The 16435-nt window shown below is 56.0% G+C and carries 16 protein-coding genes and 2 pseudogenes; 15 read left to right on the top strand and 3 right to left on the bottom strand.

Annotated elements, in window-relative coordinates:
• Positions 1-57: 57 nt before the first annotated feature.
• Together QQJ84_RS16820 and QQJ84_RS16815 are read right to left on the bottom strand one after the other, a co-directional pair.
• Positions 58-693: a trimeric intracellular cation channel family protein gene (locus QQJ84_RS16820; protein WP_284259465.1), complete on the bottom strand. Its 636-nt coding sequence runs from the start codon at positions 691-693 to the stop codon at positions 58-60.
• Positions 694-698: 5 nt separating this feature from the next.
• Positions 699-1991, bottom strand: coding sequence for an amidohydrolase (locus QQJ84_RS16815; protein WP_284259464.1), 1293 nt, complete (start codon positions 1989-1991; stop codon positions 699-701).
• Positions 1992-2747: 756 nt separating this feature from the next.
• Between QQJ84_RS16815 and QQJ84_RS19370 the strand changes: the two are divergent.
• From QQJ84_RS19370 to QQJ84_RS16775, 9 genes and pseudogenes are all read left to right on the top strand, one after another.
• Positions 2748-2948, top strand: a pseudogene (locus QQJ84_RS19370) (PIN domain-containing protein); the annotation flags it as partial.
• Positions 2949-3143: 195 nt separating this feature from the next.
• Positions 3144-3959, top strand: a complete 816-nt coding sequence (locus QQJ84_RS16810) for an urease accessory protein UreD (protein WP_284259463.1) — start codon at positions 3144-3146, stop codon at positions 3957-3959.
• Positions 3960-3975: 16 nt separating this feature from the next.
• Positions 3976-4278, top strand: a complete 303-nt coding sequence (locus tag QQJ84_RS16805; protein ID WP_284259462.1) for an urease subunit gamma — start codon at positions 3976-3978, stop codon at positions 4276-4278.
• A complete protein-coding gene (locus QQJ84_RS16800; RefSeq protein WP_284259461.1) occupies positions 4275-4583 on the top strand; it encodes an urease subunit beta in 309 nt (102 codons plus the stop codon). The genes QQJ84_RS16805 and QQJ84_RS16800 overlap by 4 nt, the downstream gene beginning before the upstream one ends.
• Complete coding sequence (ureC, locus tag QQJ84_RS16795; RefSeq protein WP_284259460.1) at positions 4583-6289, top strand: urease subunit alpha; 1707 nt, start codon at positions 4583-4585, stop codon at positions 6287-6289. Before QQJ84_RS16800 ends, ureC begins: the two co-directional genes overlap by 1 nt.
• Complete coding sequence (locus QQJ84_RS16790; protein ID WP_284259459.1) at positions 6289-6720, top strand: urease accessory protein UreE; 432 nt, start codon at positions 6289-6291, stop codon at positions 6718-6720. The genes ureC and QQJ84_RS16790 overlap by 1 nt, the downstream gene beginning before the upstream one ends.
• Positions 6713-7321, top strand: coding sequence for an urease accessory protein UreF (locus tag QQJ84_RS16785; RefSeq protein ID WP_284259458.1), 609 nt, complete (start codon positions 6713-6715; stop codon positions 7319-7321). The genes QQJ84_RS16790 and QQJ84_RS16785 overlap by 8 nt, the downstream gene beginning before the upstream one ends.
• Positions 7318-7959, top strand: coding sequence for an urease accessory protein UreG (ureG, locus tag QQJ84_RS16780; RefSeq protein WP_284259457.1), 642 nt, complete (start codon positions 7318-7320; stop codon positions 7957-7959). The genes QQJ84_RS16785 and ureG overlap by 4 nt, the downstream gene beginning before the upstream one ends.
• A gap of 28 nt (positions 7960-7987) precedes the next feature.
• Positions 7988-8341: pseudogene (locus QQJ84_RS16775) on the top strand (transposase); the annotation flags it as partial.
• A 262-nt stretch (positions 8342-8603) separates the two neighbouring features.
• Here the strand turns inward: QQJ84_RS16775 and QQJ84_RS16770 are convergent.
• On the bottom strand, positions 8604-9296 hold the full coding sequence (locus QQJ84_RS16770; RefSeq protein ID WP_284259456.1) for a GntR family transcriptional regulator: 693 nt from the start codon (positions 9294-9296) through the stop codon (positions 8604-8606).
• A 228-nt stretch (positions 9297-9524) separates the two neighbouring features.
• On the opposite strand from QQJ84_RS16770, the gene QQJ84_RS16765 reads away from it, so the two are divergent.
• From QQJ84_RS16765 to QQJ84_RS16740, 6 genes are all read left to right on the top strand, one after another.
• On the top strand, positions 9525-11027 hold the full coding sequence (locus tag QQJ84_RS16765) for a malonyl-CoA decarboxylase (protein ID WP_284259455.1): 1503 nt from the start codon (positions 9525-9527) through the stop codon (positions 11025-11027).
• A gap of 84 nt (positions 11028-11111) precedes the next feature.
• Entirely contained in the window at positions 11112-12434 is a 1323-nt protein-coding gene (locus QQJ84_RS16760; RefSeq protein ID WP_284259454.1) for an MFS transporter, read from the top strand.
• Positions 12435-12442: 8 nt separating this feature from the next.
• Complete coding sequence (locus QQJ84_RS16755) at positions 12443-13699, top strand: CaiB/BaiF CoA transferase family protein (RefSeq protein ID WP_284259453.1); 1257 nt, start codon at positions 12443-12445, stop codon at positions 13697-13699.
• Between the two features lie 367 nt (positions 13700-14066).
• Complete coding sequence (locus QQJ84_RS16750; protein ID WP_284259452.1) at positions 14067-14654, top strand: hypothetical protein; 588 nt, start codon at positions 14067-14069, stop codon at positions 14652-14654.
• Positions 14638-15354, top strand: coding sequence for a hypothetical protein (locus tag QQJ84_RS16745; protein WP_284259451.1), 717 nt, complete (start codon positions 14638-14640; stop codon positions 15352-15354). The genes QQJ84_RS16750 and QQJ84_RS16745 overlap by 17 nt, the downstream gene beginning before the upstream one ends.
• Before the next feature lie 50 nt (positions 15355-15404).
• Entirely contained in the window at positions 15405-16430 is a 1026-nt protein-coding gene (locus tag QQJ84_RS16740; protein WP_284259450.1) for a beta-propeller fold lactonase family protein, read from the top strand.
• Positions 16431-16435 lie beyond the last annotated feature (5 nt).

The following is a 16435-nucleotide window of genomic DNA, read 5'->3' as shown; positions in this document are numbered from 1 at the left end:
TCTTACATCAAATCAACGGTTTACGCTATGCTCGCCAGCAGTCCTGCATAATCCGGGCTAGCTTGATCCAGGTGGATGTGATGAGGCCACCGGCAATTTCCAGCCCCGATAGAGCGCCATCAAACGCAGGAACACACATAATGCAATTCCTACTAACGCGCAAAATATCGGCTGTAACCCAGCCGAACTCCCAACAACCACCACTAATGCACCTGCAAGTGCAGCCACGGCATAAATATCTGCGCGCAATACTGTGGGAACCTGTGCTGTTAATATGTCACGTACCATACCCCCGCCAATCCCACTGATCATCCCGAGGACGGCTGCCATTGGCCAGTTGATGCCATAATCTAAAGCTTTTTGGGTTCCAGCTACAGCAAAGACGCCAAGCCCGGCGGCATCGAAAAACTGAACGGGGTGCTGAAGGCGATAGAATAGCCGAGAGAAACGAAAAACCAGCAGTCCGGCGGCAACGGCTAGTGCCAGATTATGCCAACTCGCTATTGATTCAGGCGGAATGGCCCCGATGAGTTCGTCTCGAGCGAGACCACCGGCGACAGCCGTCACAAAAGCCAGGACAAGAACTCCGAATAAATCCATGTCACGCTCGACACCTAGCGCAGCACCGCTGATCGCGAAGACAAACGTGCCGATGAGATCAAGAATCTTGACTAATAGAACAGCCGACCCCATCCCACTTATGCCTTTAATGCATCTGGTGCCAGCCAAGCGCTTGCGGCGGCAAGCATCGCTTCAATACCGGTACGCAGCGTTGGATGTATCACGGGCGCGAAATCCGGCGCATGGTTCGCAGGAAGCGCGTCTACTTTACCAGTTACTTCAGCGGCTGCGAAGGTAGCAGGATCGATGCCACCGACGACCCAGAATACGACCGGCACACCCCATGCCGATCCGAACAGACCAAAATCTTCGCTGGCTGTCGCGGGCTGTACCTCATGCACGCGCTCGGTGCCGAAATGCCGTTCTAACGCTGCGACCACGGTCTGCGTTGCTGCCTCGTCGTTACGTGTCACAGGATACTCACTAAGAACGGAAAACGCGGGTCCTTTCGGCGCTCCAGATGCTGCTGCTTCTGCCTCCAATATCCGTTTAACCGCTGCAAGCACGCGACCGCGCACCTGTTCCTTGAAGGTTCGGATATTAAGCCTCAGCATGGCATGGTCCGGTATGACGTTATCGCTTGATCCCGCTCTTAGGGTGCCCACCGTGACCACGGCGCTGTCCGTCATCGCCACTTCCCGCGACACCACCCCCTGAAGCCGCATGACGGCTGCAGCCGCCATGACAACAGGATCAATACTTTTCTGCGGCATTGAACCGTGCGCACCGCGCCCATACATCGTTACCTCCCAACTGTCTCCGGCAGAGAGGATGGTCCCGGCACGCCAGCCTATCTCCCCCGCGCTAAGCGGCATTACATGCTGCGCGAGCATTATGTCAGGCTTAGGAAATCGCTTAACCATACCATCTGCGATCATAGCGCGTGCCCCCTGGGCGGTTTCTTCTCCAGGTTGGAATATTGCCATTACAGCGCCACGCCAGGCACTACGATTTTCGGCTAGAATCCGAGTCACTCCCATCAGCCATGCCACGTGCATGTCGTGGCCACAGGAATGTGCAATAGCAGTCGGTTGACCAAAGCGATCAGTGCCGGTCGCTTGGCTGGCATAAGGCAGGCCGGTGATTTCCTGAATTGGTAGCGCATCCATGTCAGCACGCAGCATCACCGTCGGGCCATCCCCGTTGTGGAGCAGCCCGACTACGCCAGTTCCCCCCACCTTCTCAGTAACCTCAAAGCCATGCCGTTTCAGCCAAGAAGCGGCGATGCTGGCTGTTCGATGCTCCTGCATGGATAATTCAGGATTGGCATGTATGTCCTTATAGATTTCTTCCAGTTCGAATAACAGTTTATCGGAAAGGCTTGACAATAGAACTGACATAAGTGGGCTTTTTTTTGAGCTGATGACCATTATGGTTCTCCCTGAGCGAACTTATTCAGATGCTGGTCCGAAGGAACCGCAAGATCACAGACGAGCCCCGAACGCTTTGATTGAGTCAGCGTGAGAATTTCTTGGGAAAGGCGAAGCGCGGCCTCCATTGGAAGGGCGCCGGCGTCCTCTACCAAGGCCAAAAGCTGAAGTATGTAGGCACGTCGAAAACTATCTTGACCCACTGCTTCGACAGCACATAGCACGCACATTTCGGCCTCTATGAGATATGAGCGTGAAGTTTGAGATAAGCGTAAGTCGATAAATTTATTTTGTCCATGGTGGATTGTTATCCCCGCGGTGTAGGCTGAAAAGATTTATTTAACACTTATGGCATTGATCTTGAAATTGATCTTGAAATAGGAGAGCGCGACAATGCTGAATTAGGGGGGCGGGAGGTTGCAACCTGGAAAGAAAGGTTGAAATCGGCCAAATTCAAAAGTATATACTTTTGAAGCTTTCATGTTGGCGCGCACCTCATTGTTTCTTTCCAACTGCTCGCAAGCTGTGCGGTTGTCAAAGGCTGCCGCCTTCTCCGATGATGTCCACGAGGTGGCCATTGTTTCCGTTGGACCCCGCAAGTTGGACCCCGCAAGATCATGGCGCAGGCCGAGGCGGCTTGGGATGGTTTGTTTGCCGCTCCGGGAGTTGGTCTGGGAGAGCGTATGCAGCCGATGACCCAGAAGCGTGAGCGTTTTTAATGCTGCGCTATATGTTGGATACCAGTCTCTGCATTCGCGTATCCGCCGCCAAGTCGAGCATTTTTCGGCCAGATTGGCGGTGTTGCCATTCGACAGCGACGCTGCCGCACACACGGCTGAGGTGAGAGGGGATCTTGAGCGCCGGGGATGAGTGATTGGTCCTTATGATCTGATGATCGCCGGCCATGCCCGCAGTCGGGGATTGGTAGTGGTTGCGGGTACCCGCCGTGAAGCGTAGCGCGAAATCTTCCAGGTCTGGTTGCCGGCTCATTGGTTGTATTGGCGCCTCGGCCTTATGGCGCGCTGCGGAACACTCATAAACTTCTATCCGGCAACGCAATTTCCCGGGTGCGGGGCAAGCTGTGCGCCGGCTTACGTTATTTGTCCCCTTGACGGGCTGTCAGTCCCGCCGCCAGTATCGGGGATGAATTTTGTGCCCGCCCGGCAAGATGCGATCGCGGCGCCGCAACGTGCGCGCGGCCGTCTCGATCTCGGCTTCACGCATGACGGCACAGACACGCGCCTTGATCGCTTCTACCAGGAAGGCTGCCTGAAAGCCCGTCTGCCGCGTGGTCCCGGCGTCGAGGCCGTCGCCCTCAACATTTCCGGCGGCATAGCCGGTGGCGATGCGCTGGATATCGCCCTGGCGCTGACACCCCGCGCCGTGGTCACGTTCACCACCCAGGCGGCCGAGCGTGTCTACCGCGTGCTTGAGGCCCCCGCCCGCATTCGCACACGCCTGACTGCAGGCGCCGGGGCGAGGCTACACTATTTGCCGCAGGAAACCATATTATTCGACGGTTTCAGCCTCGACCGTGCCCTCGATATCGACCTTTGCGCGGGAGCGGAATTCCTCGGCGTTGAATCCCTCATCTTCGGCCGCCTCGCCATGGGCGAAATTTTGCGCGAGGGCTATTTGCGCGACCGCATCTCGCTCAGCCGTGATGGCGCCTTGCTGTGGCAGGATTCCACTCGCCTCGAAGGTGATATCGCAGCCGGCCTTGACCGCCCCGGCGTGGCAGCGGGGGCGCGCGCCGTCGCCAGTGTTTTTGCGGTGGGCCCAGGAATGGCGGAGCGGCTTGGCGCCGTGCGCGCGGCATTGACGAGTGCTCATGCCAGTGCCAGCTGGACCGGCGATGTGCTGCTCGCCCGTATTTTGGCACCGGATGCAGCAGCGTTGCGGCATGTGGTTGCGCGAGCGCTCGCGGTTTTGCGGCCCGGTCCGCTGCCGCGCGTATGGCAAGGCTAGCGAAGGAACCAACCGAATGAATTTGACGCCGCGCGAGAAAGATAAATTGCTCATCGCGATGGCCGCGATGGTGGCGCGCAAGCGGCTCGAGCGCGGCGTCAAGCTCAACCACCCTGAGGCGGTGGCACTGATCACCGATTTCGTGGTTGAGGGCGCGCGCGACGGCAAACGCGTGGCTGAGCTGATGGAGGCGGGAGCGCATGTGCTCACTCGCGCCCAGGTTATGGAAGGGGTGGCGGAAATGATTCATGACGTGCAGGTCGAAGCGACCTTTCCCGATGGCACGAAACTCGTCACCGTGCACGAGCCCATCCGATGATACCGGGCGAGATTTTTACGCCGGACGGCGAGTTGGAGCTGAACGCGGGCCTCGAGAAAACCGTTCTCAGTGTCGCCAATAAAGGCGACCGCCCGATCCAGGTCGGGAGCCATTATCATTTCGCCGAAACCAACGCGGCCCTCTCATTCGACCGCGCCGCCGCCCACGGAAAGCGCCTCGATATCGCCGCCGGCACCGCCATCCGCTTCGAGCCCGGACAAAGCCGCGAGATTACCCTGGTCCCCTATCGCGGCCGGCGCGAGATTTATGGCTTCAGAGGTTTGACGATGGGGAGAGCAGAATAATGGCCCGCATCACCCGCGCTGCCTATGCCGATATGTTCGGCCCCACAGTGGGCGACCGCGTCCGGCTGGCCGACACGGAACTCTTCGCCGAAGTCGAAAGGGACTTTTGCATCTACGGTGAAGAAGTGAAATTCGGCGGCGGCAAGGTTATCCGCGATGGCATGGGCCAGTCGCAGATCACCAACGCGCAAGGCGCGGCCGATACCGTCATCACCAACGCCCTCATTATCGACCATTGGGGCATCGTCAAAGCCGATGTCGCCATCAGGGCCGGCCGTATCGCGAAAATCGGCAAGGCCGGCAACCCGGATGTGCAACCCGGTGTGGACATCATCATTGGCCCCGGCACGGAGATCATCGCCGGCGAGGGCAAGATCCTCACCGCCGGCGGCATCGATTCCCATATCCATTTCATCTGCCCGCAGCAGATCGAAGAGGCGCTGGCATCGGGCATCACCACCATGGTCGGCGGCGGTACCGGCCCGGCCACAGGCACGGCCGCCACCACCTGCACGCCCGGTCCCTTCCACCTCGCCCGCATGCTGCAGGCCGCGGAAGCCTTCCCCATGAACCTCGCCTTTACGGCCAAGGGCAATGCCAGCCAACCCGCGGCGCTCGAGGAAATGATCCGTGCCGGCGCGTCATCTCTCAAATTGCACGAAGATTGGGGCACAACGCCCGCCGCCATCGACAACTGCCTGTCCGTTGCCGATGAATTCGACGTGCAGGTGATGATCCATAGCGATACGCTGAATGAATCCGGCTTCGTCGAAGATACGATCGCCGCCTTCAAGGGCCGCACCATCCATGCCTTCCACACGGAAGGTGCCGGCGGCGGCCACGCCCCGGACATCATCCGTGTCGCCGGCCTGCCCAACGTGCTACCCAGTTCGACCAACCCCACGCGCCCCTATACGGTTAATACGCTCGATGAGCATCTCGACATGCTCATGGTCTGCCATCATCTTGACGCCTCCATCCCCGAAGACATCGCCTTTGCCGAATCCCGTATCCGCAAGGAAACCATCGCCGCGGAAGACATTTTGCACGATCTCGGCGCCCTCTCGATGTTCTCCTCCGACAGCCAGGCCATGGGCCGCGTTGGCGAGGTCATAATCCGCACCTGGCAGACAGCGCACAAAATGAAATTACAACGCGGCGGCCTGCCTGGTGATGGCGCTGGCGATAACGCCCGGATAAAACGCTACATCGCCAAATACACCATCAACCCCGCCATCGCCCAGGGCATGTCCGCCCATGTCGGCTCCATCGCTGCCGGCAAGCTCGCCGACCTCGTGCTCTGGTCGCCGGCCTTCTTCGGCATTAAGCCGGACATGGTGCTCAAGGCCGGCTCGATTGCCATGGCGCAAATGGGCGACGCCAATGCGTCCATCCCCACGCCGCAGCCGGTGCATTACCGCCCCATGTTCGGCGCCTATGGCCGCGCCCTGATCGAATCCTCACTGCTGTTCGTCTCGCAAGCTGCACTCGATGCTGATATCGGCAAGCGTCTCGGCCTCTCCCGGCCTCTGGTGGCCGTGCAAAATACCCGTGGCGGCATCGGCAAGAGATCCATGATCCATAACGACGCCACACCCGACATCGAAGTGAATCCCGAGACCTACGAGGTCCGCGCCGACGGCGAATTGCTAATCTGCGAGCCTGCCGAAGTGCTCCCCATGGCCCAGCGGTACTTCCTCTTTTGATGCGCGCCGTTCGCATCCTGCCGGCGGATCAGTGGCATACCGCCATCCATAGCGTCACGCTCGATTACGACCGCCGCTACCGCCGCCGTCTGCGTTTCGTTACGGACCAGGGTACGGAAATCCTCCTCGATCTGCCCGAAGCCGTCCATATCCGCGGCGGCGATGCGCTGGCGCTCGAAGACGGCTCTTACGTCGAAGTGCGGGCCGCGGACGAGGCATTGCTGGAAATCACGGCCCCAACGGCAGACGCTCTTATCCGCCTCGCCTGGCATCTCGGCAACCGCCATCTCGCCGTACAATTTCTGCCTAGCTGCCTGCGCATTCTGGAGGATCATGTCATCGCGGATATGGTGCGAAAGCTTGGCGGCAGCGCGGCGCAGATGACCGCTCCGTTCGACCCCGAGGGAGGCGCCTATCACAGCCATGGCTAATGCTTTGCTCAACCTCCTCACCTGGTTCTCGCCCGCCTTCCCCACGGGCGGCTTCGCCTATTCCGCCGGGCTGGAATGGGTCGTGGAGCAAGGCGGGGTTAACAATGAAACCACCCTTGCCCTGTGGCTCGAAGATAGCCTCGCGCTCGGATCACTCTGGACGGACGCGGTATTATTCCGCCGTGCCTATGCCGGCGAGGATGTCGCGGATCTCGCCCTCGCTTTATGCCCCGGCGCCGAACGCCGTCTGGAAACCAGTGCCCAGGGTGAAGCGTTTTGCGCCGCTGCGCTACCCTGGGGCGGCGCGCCAGCGGCCCCATATCCGGTTGCGGGTGCAAAACTCGCCTCCGTCCACGGCATCCCCGTGGACGACGCCTTGCTGGCTTATCTCCACGCTGCGGTTGCGGGCCAGATATCCGCCGCCGTGCGCCTCATCCCCCTCGGCCAATCAGCCGGTCTGCGGGCACAAAAAGCACTGGAGCCTGCCATCCGGGCAACAGTACATCAAAGCCAATCCCTCGAACTCGGCAGTGCTTCCTGGGCCGCCGATATCGCAGGGCAGAAGCACGAAACCCAATATACAAGGCTATTTCGCACATGAACACGAACGGACCATTACGCGTCGGCATTGGCGGCCCGGTGGGCAGCGGCAAAACCGCGCTGATGGATGCGCTCTGCCGCGCCTTCCGCGACAAGATCGACATCGCCGCCATCACCAACGATATCTACACAAAGGAAGACGCCGAGTTTCTCACCCGCGCGGGGTCTCTCGTCCCGGAACGAATCCTCGGCATCGAGACCGGAGGCTGCCCCCACACCGCCATACGCGAGGATGCCTCCATAAACCTCGCTGGCGTGGCGCAAATGGTGGCCCGCTTCCCACGCCTCGAACTCCTGCTCATCGAAAGCGGGGGCGATAACCTCGCTGCCACCTTTTCGCCAGAGCTTGCCGACTTGACCATCTATGTCATCGACGTCTCGGCCGGCGACAAGATCCCCCGAAAAGGCGGCCCCGGCATTACGAAAAGCGATTTGCTCGTTATCAACAAAACCGACCTCGCACCCCTGGTCGGCGCCAGCCTCGACGTTATGGACCGCGACGCCAGGCGCATGCGCGGATCAAGGCCTTTCGTGTTCGCGCAGGTGAAGAGCGGGCTGGGTGTGCAAGAGATAGCGGATTTTATTTCTATATCTGGCGGTTTGAAGTCGATGCCGGGGACACAAACCGAGAGCAGTTGAGCATTTTGTGCTATCGCAATCTAGCGAAACCAGCTGTACTCGGCAGATTTTCGTTGAGCGCTTCTCTGAGGACGTCGCGTTGGCTTACTGTCGCCGAACTGGTCGGTTTGAGAAGGTCGTGCATCACCTTGGATTGGCATTGGGTGGCCGACCATCTGCCGGACTGGCTCGCCGTCGGCAGATGCCGGTCAGCCGGGATACATTGCTCAGGACGGTTCGCAGGTATGCGGTGAAAGTGCCGAGCACTCCGGCCATCATCGGAATTGACGACTGGGTTTGGAAGCGGGGGCAACGATACGGCACGGTGATTTGTGATCTTGAGCGCCGGCAGATCATAGATATGCTGCCAGACCGGGAGGCAGCCACTGTTGAAGTCTGGCTCATTGATCCGCATTCAAATAGCCTTGCTGCACCAAATATGAGTCAGAGCCACGGTTGGAAGCGATTTGAAACAAACCCCTTTTAATCAACCCGACGGACACATTTTTCGCCGCCGTCGACAGTTTGCATTGATCGGGTGGCAGATTTTCGTAAGCGGAGTTCGAGATTTTGGCCGTGGGTATTGCGCCTTGATGCGTCGCCTCTGGTATTCAAGAGAGCAATTTAAATCATCAGATACGAACCTGCCGGTTCAGTTCAGATGATTATTCTAGCCGGCTCGGATGTTCATAGGCATAGCGCGTATAGACAGCACCTGCAACGAGCATGTGTGCACGCATTAGCTTTGCTGCTGTGTCGCTGTCTTTTGCGAAAATGCTGTTGAGAATGGCTGCATGTTCTTCATAGGAAATGAGAAGCCGCTGGATGCCGCGAAACTGCGCTCGGCGGAACGGGGCAATTCTTTGCCGCAGATTGGAGGCCAGCTCGATTAGAAACGAACTGTGGGTTCCGTTGTATATAGTTGTATGAAACTGCTTGTTGGTTGCGTCATATTCATCGATATTTTCATCCAGAACATGTTTGTGCGAGATATTGTGAAGGTGGTGTAGCTGGTATCGTTCCAAAGTCGTCATCCGCTCGGTGGCGATGCGGACGCACATTGCTTCAATCTCTGCCATGACCTCGAACATTTCGCCAATCCGGTCAAGCGTCAATTCGACGACGCGTGCGCCCCGGCGGGGCTCGATGGTTACCAGACCCGAGGACGCGAGTTCCCGCAAAGCCTCACGGACCGGGGTGCGTGAAGCACCGAAGCGTTCGGCCACCTCCTGCTCGTCGATCTGGGTGCCGGGAGCGATGGCGCCGGATGTGATGTCATCGGCCAGGCAATTGCGGATCTGGCTTGCAAGGGTTTCATTCGCAACGCGGATAGGTTCCATTTTTTCGGTCACGGTCATGCGGGCAAGTCCAAAAAAAATATCGTGAATAACAATTTTAACCAATTCAGAGGGCGACTTTATTTTCGTTCGGTCCCCGGGGAAAGCCCTTCCTCGACTAAATCCGGGATGTAATCGAATAACATATTGAAATTACTAAGTATACAAATATTTCTTCATTAAAAAATACAAAAGACCTTTTACAATAGCATTTTGTATAATATAAAAACAGAAAGTCGGGGGTACGAAATGTCCAATCAGTCAAAATCTGCGCCTCTCAGGTCGATTCTGCATCCCAGGTCGGCGCGGGCATGGCTGGAGCGTCTTTGGCCGGCGATCGCTGAGCGAGGGCGGAAGTTCGCACCCATTCCCGCAACAGACATCAACCCTCTTGAGCGCGCGAGGCAGTTGGCAGTCTCTTTGCTTTCTGAACGTGGTGAGGCGGCTGGCGCGGCGATCGCGCGCGAATTGCTCGAGGTTCTGGGGGGGTTGGCGCACGAACAGCGCGGTGCATTTTATGCTTATCTCGCGGAAGCGTTTGAACCTGACCAGGAAGCGTTAAAAGCTGCGGCGAATTCATATTTAACGGCACCTTCAGCTGATACGGCGGCCGTTCTTGCGGAACGTGCTGAACCGCCACGCCAGGAGCTGATGCGGCGGATCAACATGGCGCAGGGCGGTACAGCGGCACTGGTGCGGATGCGCAAGGAGCTTCCCGAGCACATGGCAGGGCACCCTGAGTTAAAGCGGGTTGACGCTGATCTGAAGCATCTCTTTGCGTCCTGGTTTAATCGCGGGTTTTTGGAAATGCGGCAGATAGATTGGCAAACACCAGCCGCAATTCTGGAAAAACTCATTGCCTATGAGGCTGTGCATGAAATCCAAGGCTGGGACGATTTGCGGCGCAGGCTGGCGGCGGACCGGCGGTGTTTTGCGTTCTTTCATCCGGCACTTCCAGGAGATCCTCTGATATTTGTTGAAGTGGCGTTGGTTAAGGGGCTTGCGGAATCTGTGCGCGCGCTATTGGAGCGTGATACGGATGAAGCTGCGCAATTGCGCAGGGCAAACGAAGCCGATACGGCGATTTTCTATTCGATATCAAACTGTCAGGATGGTTTGCGCGGAATTTCATTCGGGAATTTCTTGATCAAACAGGTGGTCGAGGAATTGCGGATTGGTTTGCCATGGATACAGCAATTTTCAACACTTTCTCCGATTCCTGGATTTCGGCGTTGGCTGGGGGTGAGGCTGAAGGCAAATGATCTGAGCGGCTTCACACTATCTGAGGCCGAAGGAAGCGCGCTGTTTTCCGCCACTGGAATGCCATACGAGGCAGAGCGCCCGTTGGCTTGTGTTCGCGCGGCAATCAGCAATGAGTCCTGGGTAAATATGTCCGCTTTCGCGCAGGCTTTGCGCCCGGCCCTGGTTCGGCTTTGTGCGATGTATCTTACCGAGAGCGGGACAGGTGGGTGGCGGCCTGATTCGGTTGCAAAATTTCATCTAGGCAATGGCGCCAGGCTGGAGCGTATAAATTGGATGGGTAATCCTGGTAAGCGCGGTATAGATGAATCTTACGGTCTCATGGTCAACTACCTATACGATCCGGCAACAATAGAGGCTAATCACGAGGCTTTTACCAAGGAGGGGGTTGTAGCCTGCTCTGCCGCGGTGACGGCGTTGCTGACGCCGGCAGCGGCGGTGCTAGCGGTACCCAAGTTGGCGCTTACCACGCGCAGGGGTAAGAAAGGCTAAGGCGGGAGCTACTAAGTAAAACAAGAAGAATAAAATTTTTGCCGGCGTTAGTTATAATAATCAAACATAATCGAGGAATGTACAATGAATTCAGCAATGGATCGGACGGTATCAAGCGCTGGCTCGACTTCGGGCAGGCTTACACGAACAAAGCTTAACCGGCAGCAGATTACCGGATTTTGGGGAGCGTGGTTCGGCTGGATGCTTGATGGCATGGATAGTGTCATCTATGCTCTTGTGTTGGCGCCTGCACTAACGGAATTGCTGCCACGGTCGGGAATTGAAGCGAAGCCTGCATCGGTCGCTTTTATTGGATCGATCCTGTTTGGTATGTTTTTGATCGGCTGGGGATTCTCCTTCATTTGGGGGCCGATTGCAGATCGCTTTGGACGCAAGAATACTCTGGCAGCCACTATTATGATCTACGCAATTTTTACTGGTGCTGCGGCACTTTCGCAAAATGTGTGGGAACTTGGTTTGTTCCGTCTGCTGGCCGGTATAGGCATTGGTGGCGAGTGGGCGCTGGCGGGCACTTATGTCGCGGAGAGCTGGCCCGAGGACCGGCGCAAGATGGGGGCAGGATATTTACAGACAGGATATTATGCCGGATTTTTCGTTGCGGCGGCGCTTAACTATACGGTTGGTGTGCATTTCGGCTGGCGTGCGATGTTTCTCTGCGGGTTTGCTCCGGTTATCATTTCGATTTTTGTTCTTACCGGCGTGAAAGAGTCGGCGAAATGGGAGCGTAAACATACAACCGGTGCAAATCGTCCGTTAGCGAAAATATTCCAGCGTCCTTATCGGTCTCAGACCATGGTGATGACTGCGTTGCTGACAATTGCAGTTATCGGACTTTGGGCCGCTGCGGTGTATGAGCCGACGGCCTTGATACAGCTTTCGCTAAAAGCAGGCATGGCTAAACCTGCGGCGATTCACATGGCTTCCATCGGTACAGGGATTCTCTCCATAGGTACGATTCTTGGTTGTATCACGTTGCCAGCAATTGCCGAACGGATTGGCCGGCGCCGGACGCTTGCAATTTATTTCACGATCATGCTCGTTATGATTGTCGCATCTTTTGGGTGGGCATTTTATCTTCCAAGCGGCACCGCATTGCCGGTATTCCTCGTCACGTTGTTTTTTCTTGGCATTGGCGGCGCTAATTTTGCGATGTTCAGCCTGTGGTTGCCTGAGTTATTTCCAACTGAAATCCGCGCGACGGCCTTTGCTTTCTGCACGTCATTTGGCCGGTTTATCGGCGCTGGTGTTAACTTTGCGCTGGCTGCAGCGGTGGCGCATGCGGGAACTGTGGGGGTACCGGTGGCATGTACGGCGATTGCATTTGCCGTGGGACTTTTAATTATACCATTCGGCCGCGAGACCGTTGGACAGATTCTGCCGGAGTAGCTTGTAACATGACCAATACATCAACAAAAAATGGCATCGCCGACAGCACCGGCGATGCCAAGATAGAGAATACAGGACCGTTGGCGGGCCTTAAAGTTTTTGATCTGACGCGGGTTCTTGCCGGGCCGACTTGTGTACAAATGTTGGCCGATCTGGGAGCGGACGTGATTAAGATCGAAAAGCCTGGTGCGGGAGACGACACCCGTAGTTTTGCCCCACCTTTTATGCCAGGCACAAAGGAAAGCGCTTATTTTGTTGGCGTTAATCGTAACAAACGTTCCGTTACGCTTGACATAAGTAAGCCGGAAGGGCAGTCGCTAGCGCGGGAGTTGATCGGAAAGTGCGACATTCTCGTTGAAAATTTCAAAGTTGGCGCGCTGACGAAATATGGTCTTGGCTATGAGCAATTGCATGCACTATTTCCGGGACTGATTTATTGTTCAATCACAGGGTTTGGACAGACAGGCCCCTACGCGCCGCGGCCTGGATACGATAGTCTCATGCAAGCCATGGGCGGAATTATGAGTTTGACCGGTGAGCCGGATGGACTACCGCAAAAAGTCGGTGTGCCGGTCGCCGATATTTTTGCGGGGCTTTACGGTTGCATTGGCGTTCTTGCTGCGCTGCGCTACAAGGAGCGAACCGGCAGGGGGCAGCAGATTGATATCGGCATGCTTGATGCAAATGTCGCATGGCTTGCAAACCAGGGAATGAATTTTCTCGCAACTGGAGAGAATCCGCCACGTCTTGGTAATCAGCATCCTAATATTGTGCCATATCAGGTTTTTCCGACGGCGGATGGATATATGGTACTGTCTATCGGTAATGACCCGACTTTCGTAAGGTTTTGTAAAAATTTTGGTCTCGATGATATGCCCGAGGATGTGCGGTTCTCGACAAATGCCGCACGTGTCGCGAATCGTGATTTGGTAACAAAGACCCTTGCTCCGGTTCTTAAGTCTCAGACGACAGATTGGTGGGTTGAGAGGCTTGAGGTGTTGAAGATTGGCTGCGGCCCGATCAATACTTTGTCGCAAGTCTTTGCGGACCCACAAGTTATTGCTCGAAATATGGTCGTGGAAATGAAACATTCCTCCGGCCCTGAGGTTCAAGTTATTGCTAATCCGGTTCGGCTTTCGGATACGCCGGTTTCGTACCGAGCTGCACCGCCGGTTCTAGGGCAACATACCAGTGAAGTCATGGAATCGTGGCTGGGGCTTAGTGAAGTCGCTTGTGCAGAGCTTCATGCCAAGGGGGTTATTTAGAAATTCAACTTTTTGGGGGGTTGAATTGGCGGTTTCGCGTGTCAGTTCAAACGGGTGAAGGGTTTTTAGAACAATATATTGAAAGCCAGATGCTTGTGATGAATTAAATAATACAGAATGCAAAAAATTACCGCAAAAAGTATTATTCAAAGTTGACAAACGTCTAGTTTGTATTATTGTTTCGAAAAAAGCTTGGCTGCGCATAATAAGAAAGGCGAGACTAAAGGGGGGGGCCACCAAAGTGATTGGGTATTTCTCGGTATTTTCCTCAATGGGATGTAAGGCGAAAATTTCTCAAGTCGCTCTCTGGATATCATTCTAAATTTTACAGTTCTGCAAAAAAATAAATCAACATTGGGAGCTAATAATGAAACTAAGAAATCGGACGTTACTACTTTGTGGTGTTGGAGCCGCTTGCCTGGCTTTGATGCCTCACGAGGGTTACGCCCTGGGTGGCGGAGGTACTGGCTTTGGCACCATCGGCTCAACTAACTACAACGTCTCTGGGCTCGGGCCGCTGTCTGGCACTTATAACGTCTCGGGCGGCATTGATGGTTGGGCGAGCGCACTCAACAATCCTTCGCCCAACGCTGTCGGTCATGGCGTTTCCACTCTCGCCAGCGAAGGCGAAGTGTTCCTGCACATCACCAAATCCGCCGGCCCGCTGCAGTTGGTTTGGGCTGGTGGTCAGTACCAGACGCCGGCCATGGGGCTTACCAGCAATGCGGGCAACTTCAACAGCGTTGCGCCTTACGGCAGCGCCAGCAACCCGCGCTCGAATGAAACATTCTATTCCTGGGTGACGTATCAGCCCTCGCAGTATTACAGCGTTTCAGTTGGCCGTATGGCGTCGGTTGAAGGCGTTGAGTTCGGTATCGACTTCCTGAACCCATCGTTCTTCGTCTCTGAGCTGAACAATCTGGAAGCGACGCCTGGATATGCGTCCACAGCTTAACTTGTTCTATGGCAATTCGACCATCAACATCCAATACTCGGATACCTACCTGACCGGCCGCCACAACATGCTCTCCGCGGCCTGGACCTATAATCTAAACCCGTCTGGTTCGGACTATCTTATCGGTTTTGCTCACACCAATCTTGGCCATACCGGCAATCCGGGTCCCAATTTTGCTGTACGCAATTCAACGCTGGTCGGTCTTGGTGGTCAGTGGCTCGTGGGCAACTGGAGCTTCGTGCCAGAAATCGAGTATCAGTACCTCCCGCGCGGCTCGGTCACCCGCGCCAGCGGTGATCCGCGGCCGATGACGACGTATTATAACATTGCCGCGATGACGGACATCACCTATCAGTTTAACAAGAACTGGTCGGTTAACTTTCAGCCGCAATATGTCTACCAGAACAACGACAAGAAAGACCCCAACGCCAACATCTTTGGTAACTGGCTGCAGTTTGGTGTCGGCTCATCGCTGGGAGGCTACAACACCGGTGCGCCGGGAACATTCAGCGCTGGCACCAGCATGATGGGCCTGCAGATAACCCCCACCTGGCAGCAGAAGAACTTCTTCGTGCGCGGCACGGCGGCTTACACGCATGTTTCCGGATTTGCCAAAGGCACCGGTTACGGCCTGACCGGGAACGCTGCAGATCAGGTTGTGGGCGTGCTCGAGGTTGGATTCCTGATTGGCCAATACTAAGGCGTTATCAAAAACTACATATCGTAACAATAAATTTAGTGAGGATAAACATGCTTAACGTCAAGAAACTAGCGACCGCTGCCATGGTGACCGGACTTATGTCCGGCACCGCTCTGGCCGCGCCCTATCACTTCAATCTGGTCGACCAAATTCAATTGCCCGGTCACGGTGGGCACGGGGATTGGGTGGAGTATGATCCGGGTAACGGCTATGTTTATGTCTCGCTTGCTGACAAAGGTGTGGCAGTTGTTGATACGGCTACCGATAAGGTTGTGCAGTATCTTCCCACGCTGGATCATCCCGAAGGCGAAGCCGCTGACGCAAATTATGTCTACTGGGCTCTTGGAGCGGGTGCGGGGGCTGGAAAGGTTAACCAGCTTGCGGTTATTTCGAAGGCGACGTGGCAGGTTGTAAGCACGGTCAACACGGCGGGCACTTCACCGGATGGTGTGCAGATTGATGCCAAGGGGGGCAAGGTTTTCGTCGAATCCGACGATGCCAACACGGTTGAAGTTTATAATGAGGGGCCAAATCCCAAGTTGCAGGCTAACTGGTCGCTGATACCGGCGACCGGCAGCGGTCCGGATGTTGGGATGTTCGTGCCTTCTAAGAACGAGCTCTTTGTTCCCGATGACTCGTTGGAAGAAGTTCTCGATGCCAATACGGGTAAAATTCTGCGGTCGGTTGATACGCAGGTTGAGATCACCGCTTTTGGCGGTACCAAGGGGCAGATCTATGACCCGGTAACGAATGATATCTGGGTTGGCACGACCTCGGGCGGTGTGTTCATCTATAACGCGGATACCCTGAAGCCGGTTGGGCATCTGCCAGCCCATGGTTCGGTCGATCAGATGGATTATGATCCCAAGCTGCGCATCGCCTATGCTTTCCAGGGTGCGGCGAAGGGCTTCGATGCTTACAACATGAATACCATGAAGCCGATCGCCTTCACCACAACCGGCGTGCCGCTGACGCATACCGGAGCGGTCGATCTCGCGAACCATAAAATTTATGCTTTCGCAGGAAAAACCAACGTTCTCTATGTTTATCAGCCCATCGAAGGGGCAGCGCAGTAAGAACT

Origin of the sequence: Acidocella aquatica, from assembly GCF_030160635.1 — a bacterium.
Classification (GTDB): domain Bacteria; phylum Pseudomonadota; class Alphaproteobacteria; order Acetobacterales; family Acetobacteraceae; genus Acidocella; species Acidocella aquatica.
Note: the sequence above shows the minus strand (reverse complement) of the source record. Positions and strands in the feature narration are given on the sequence as shown.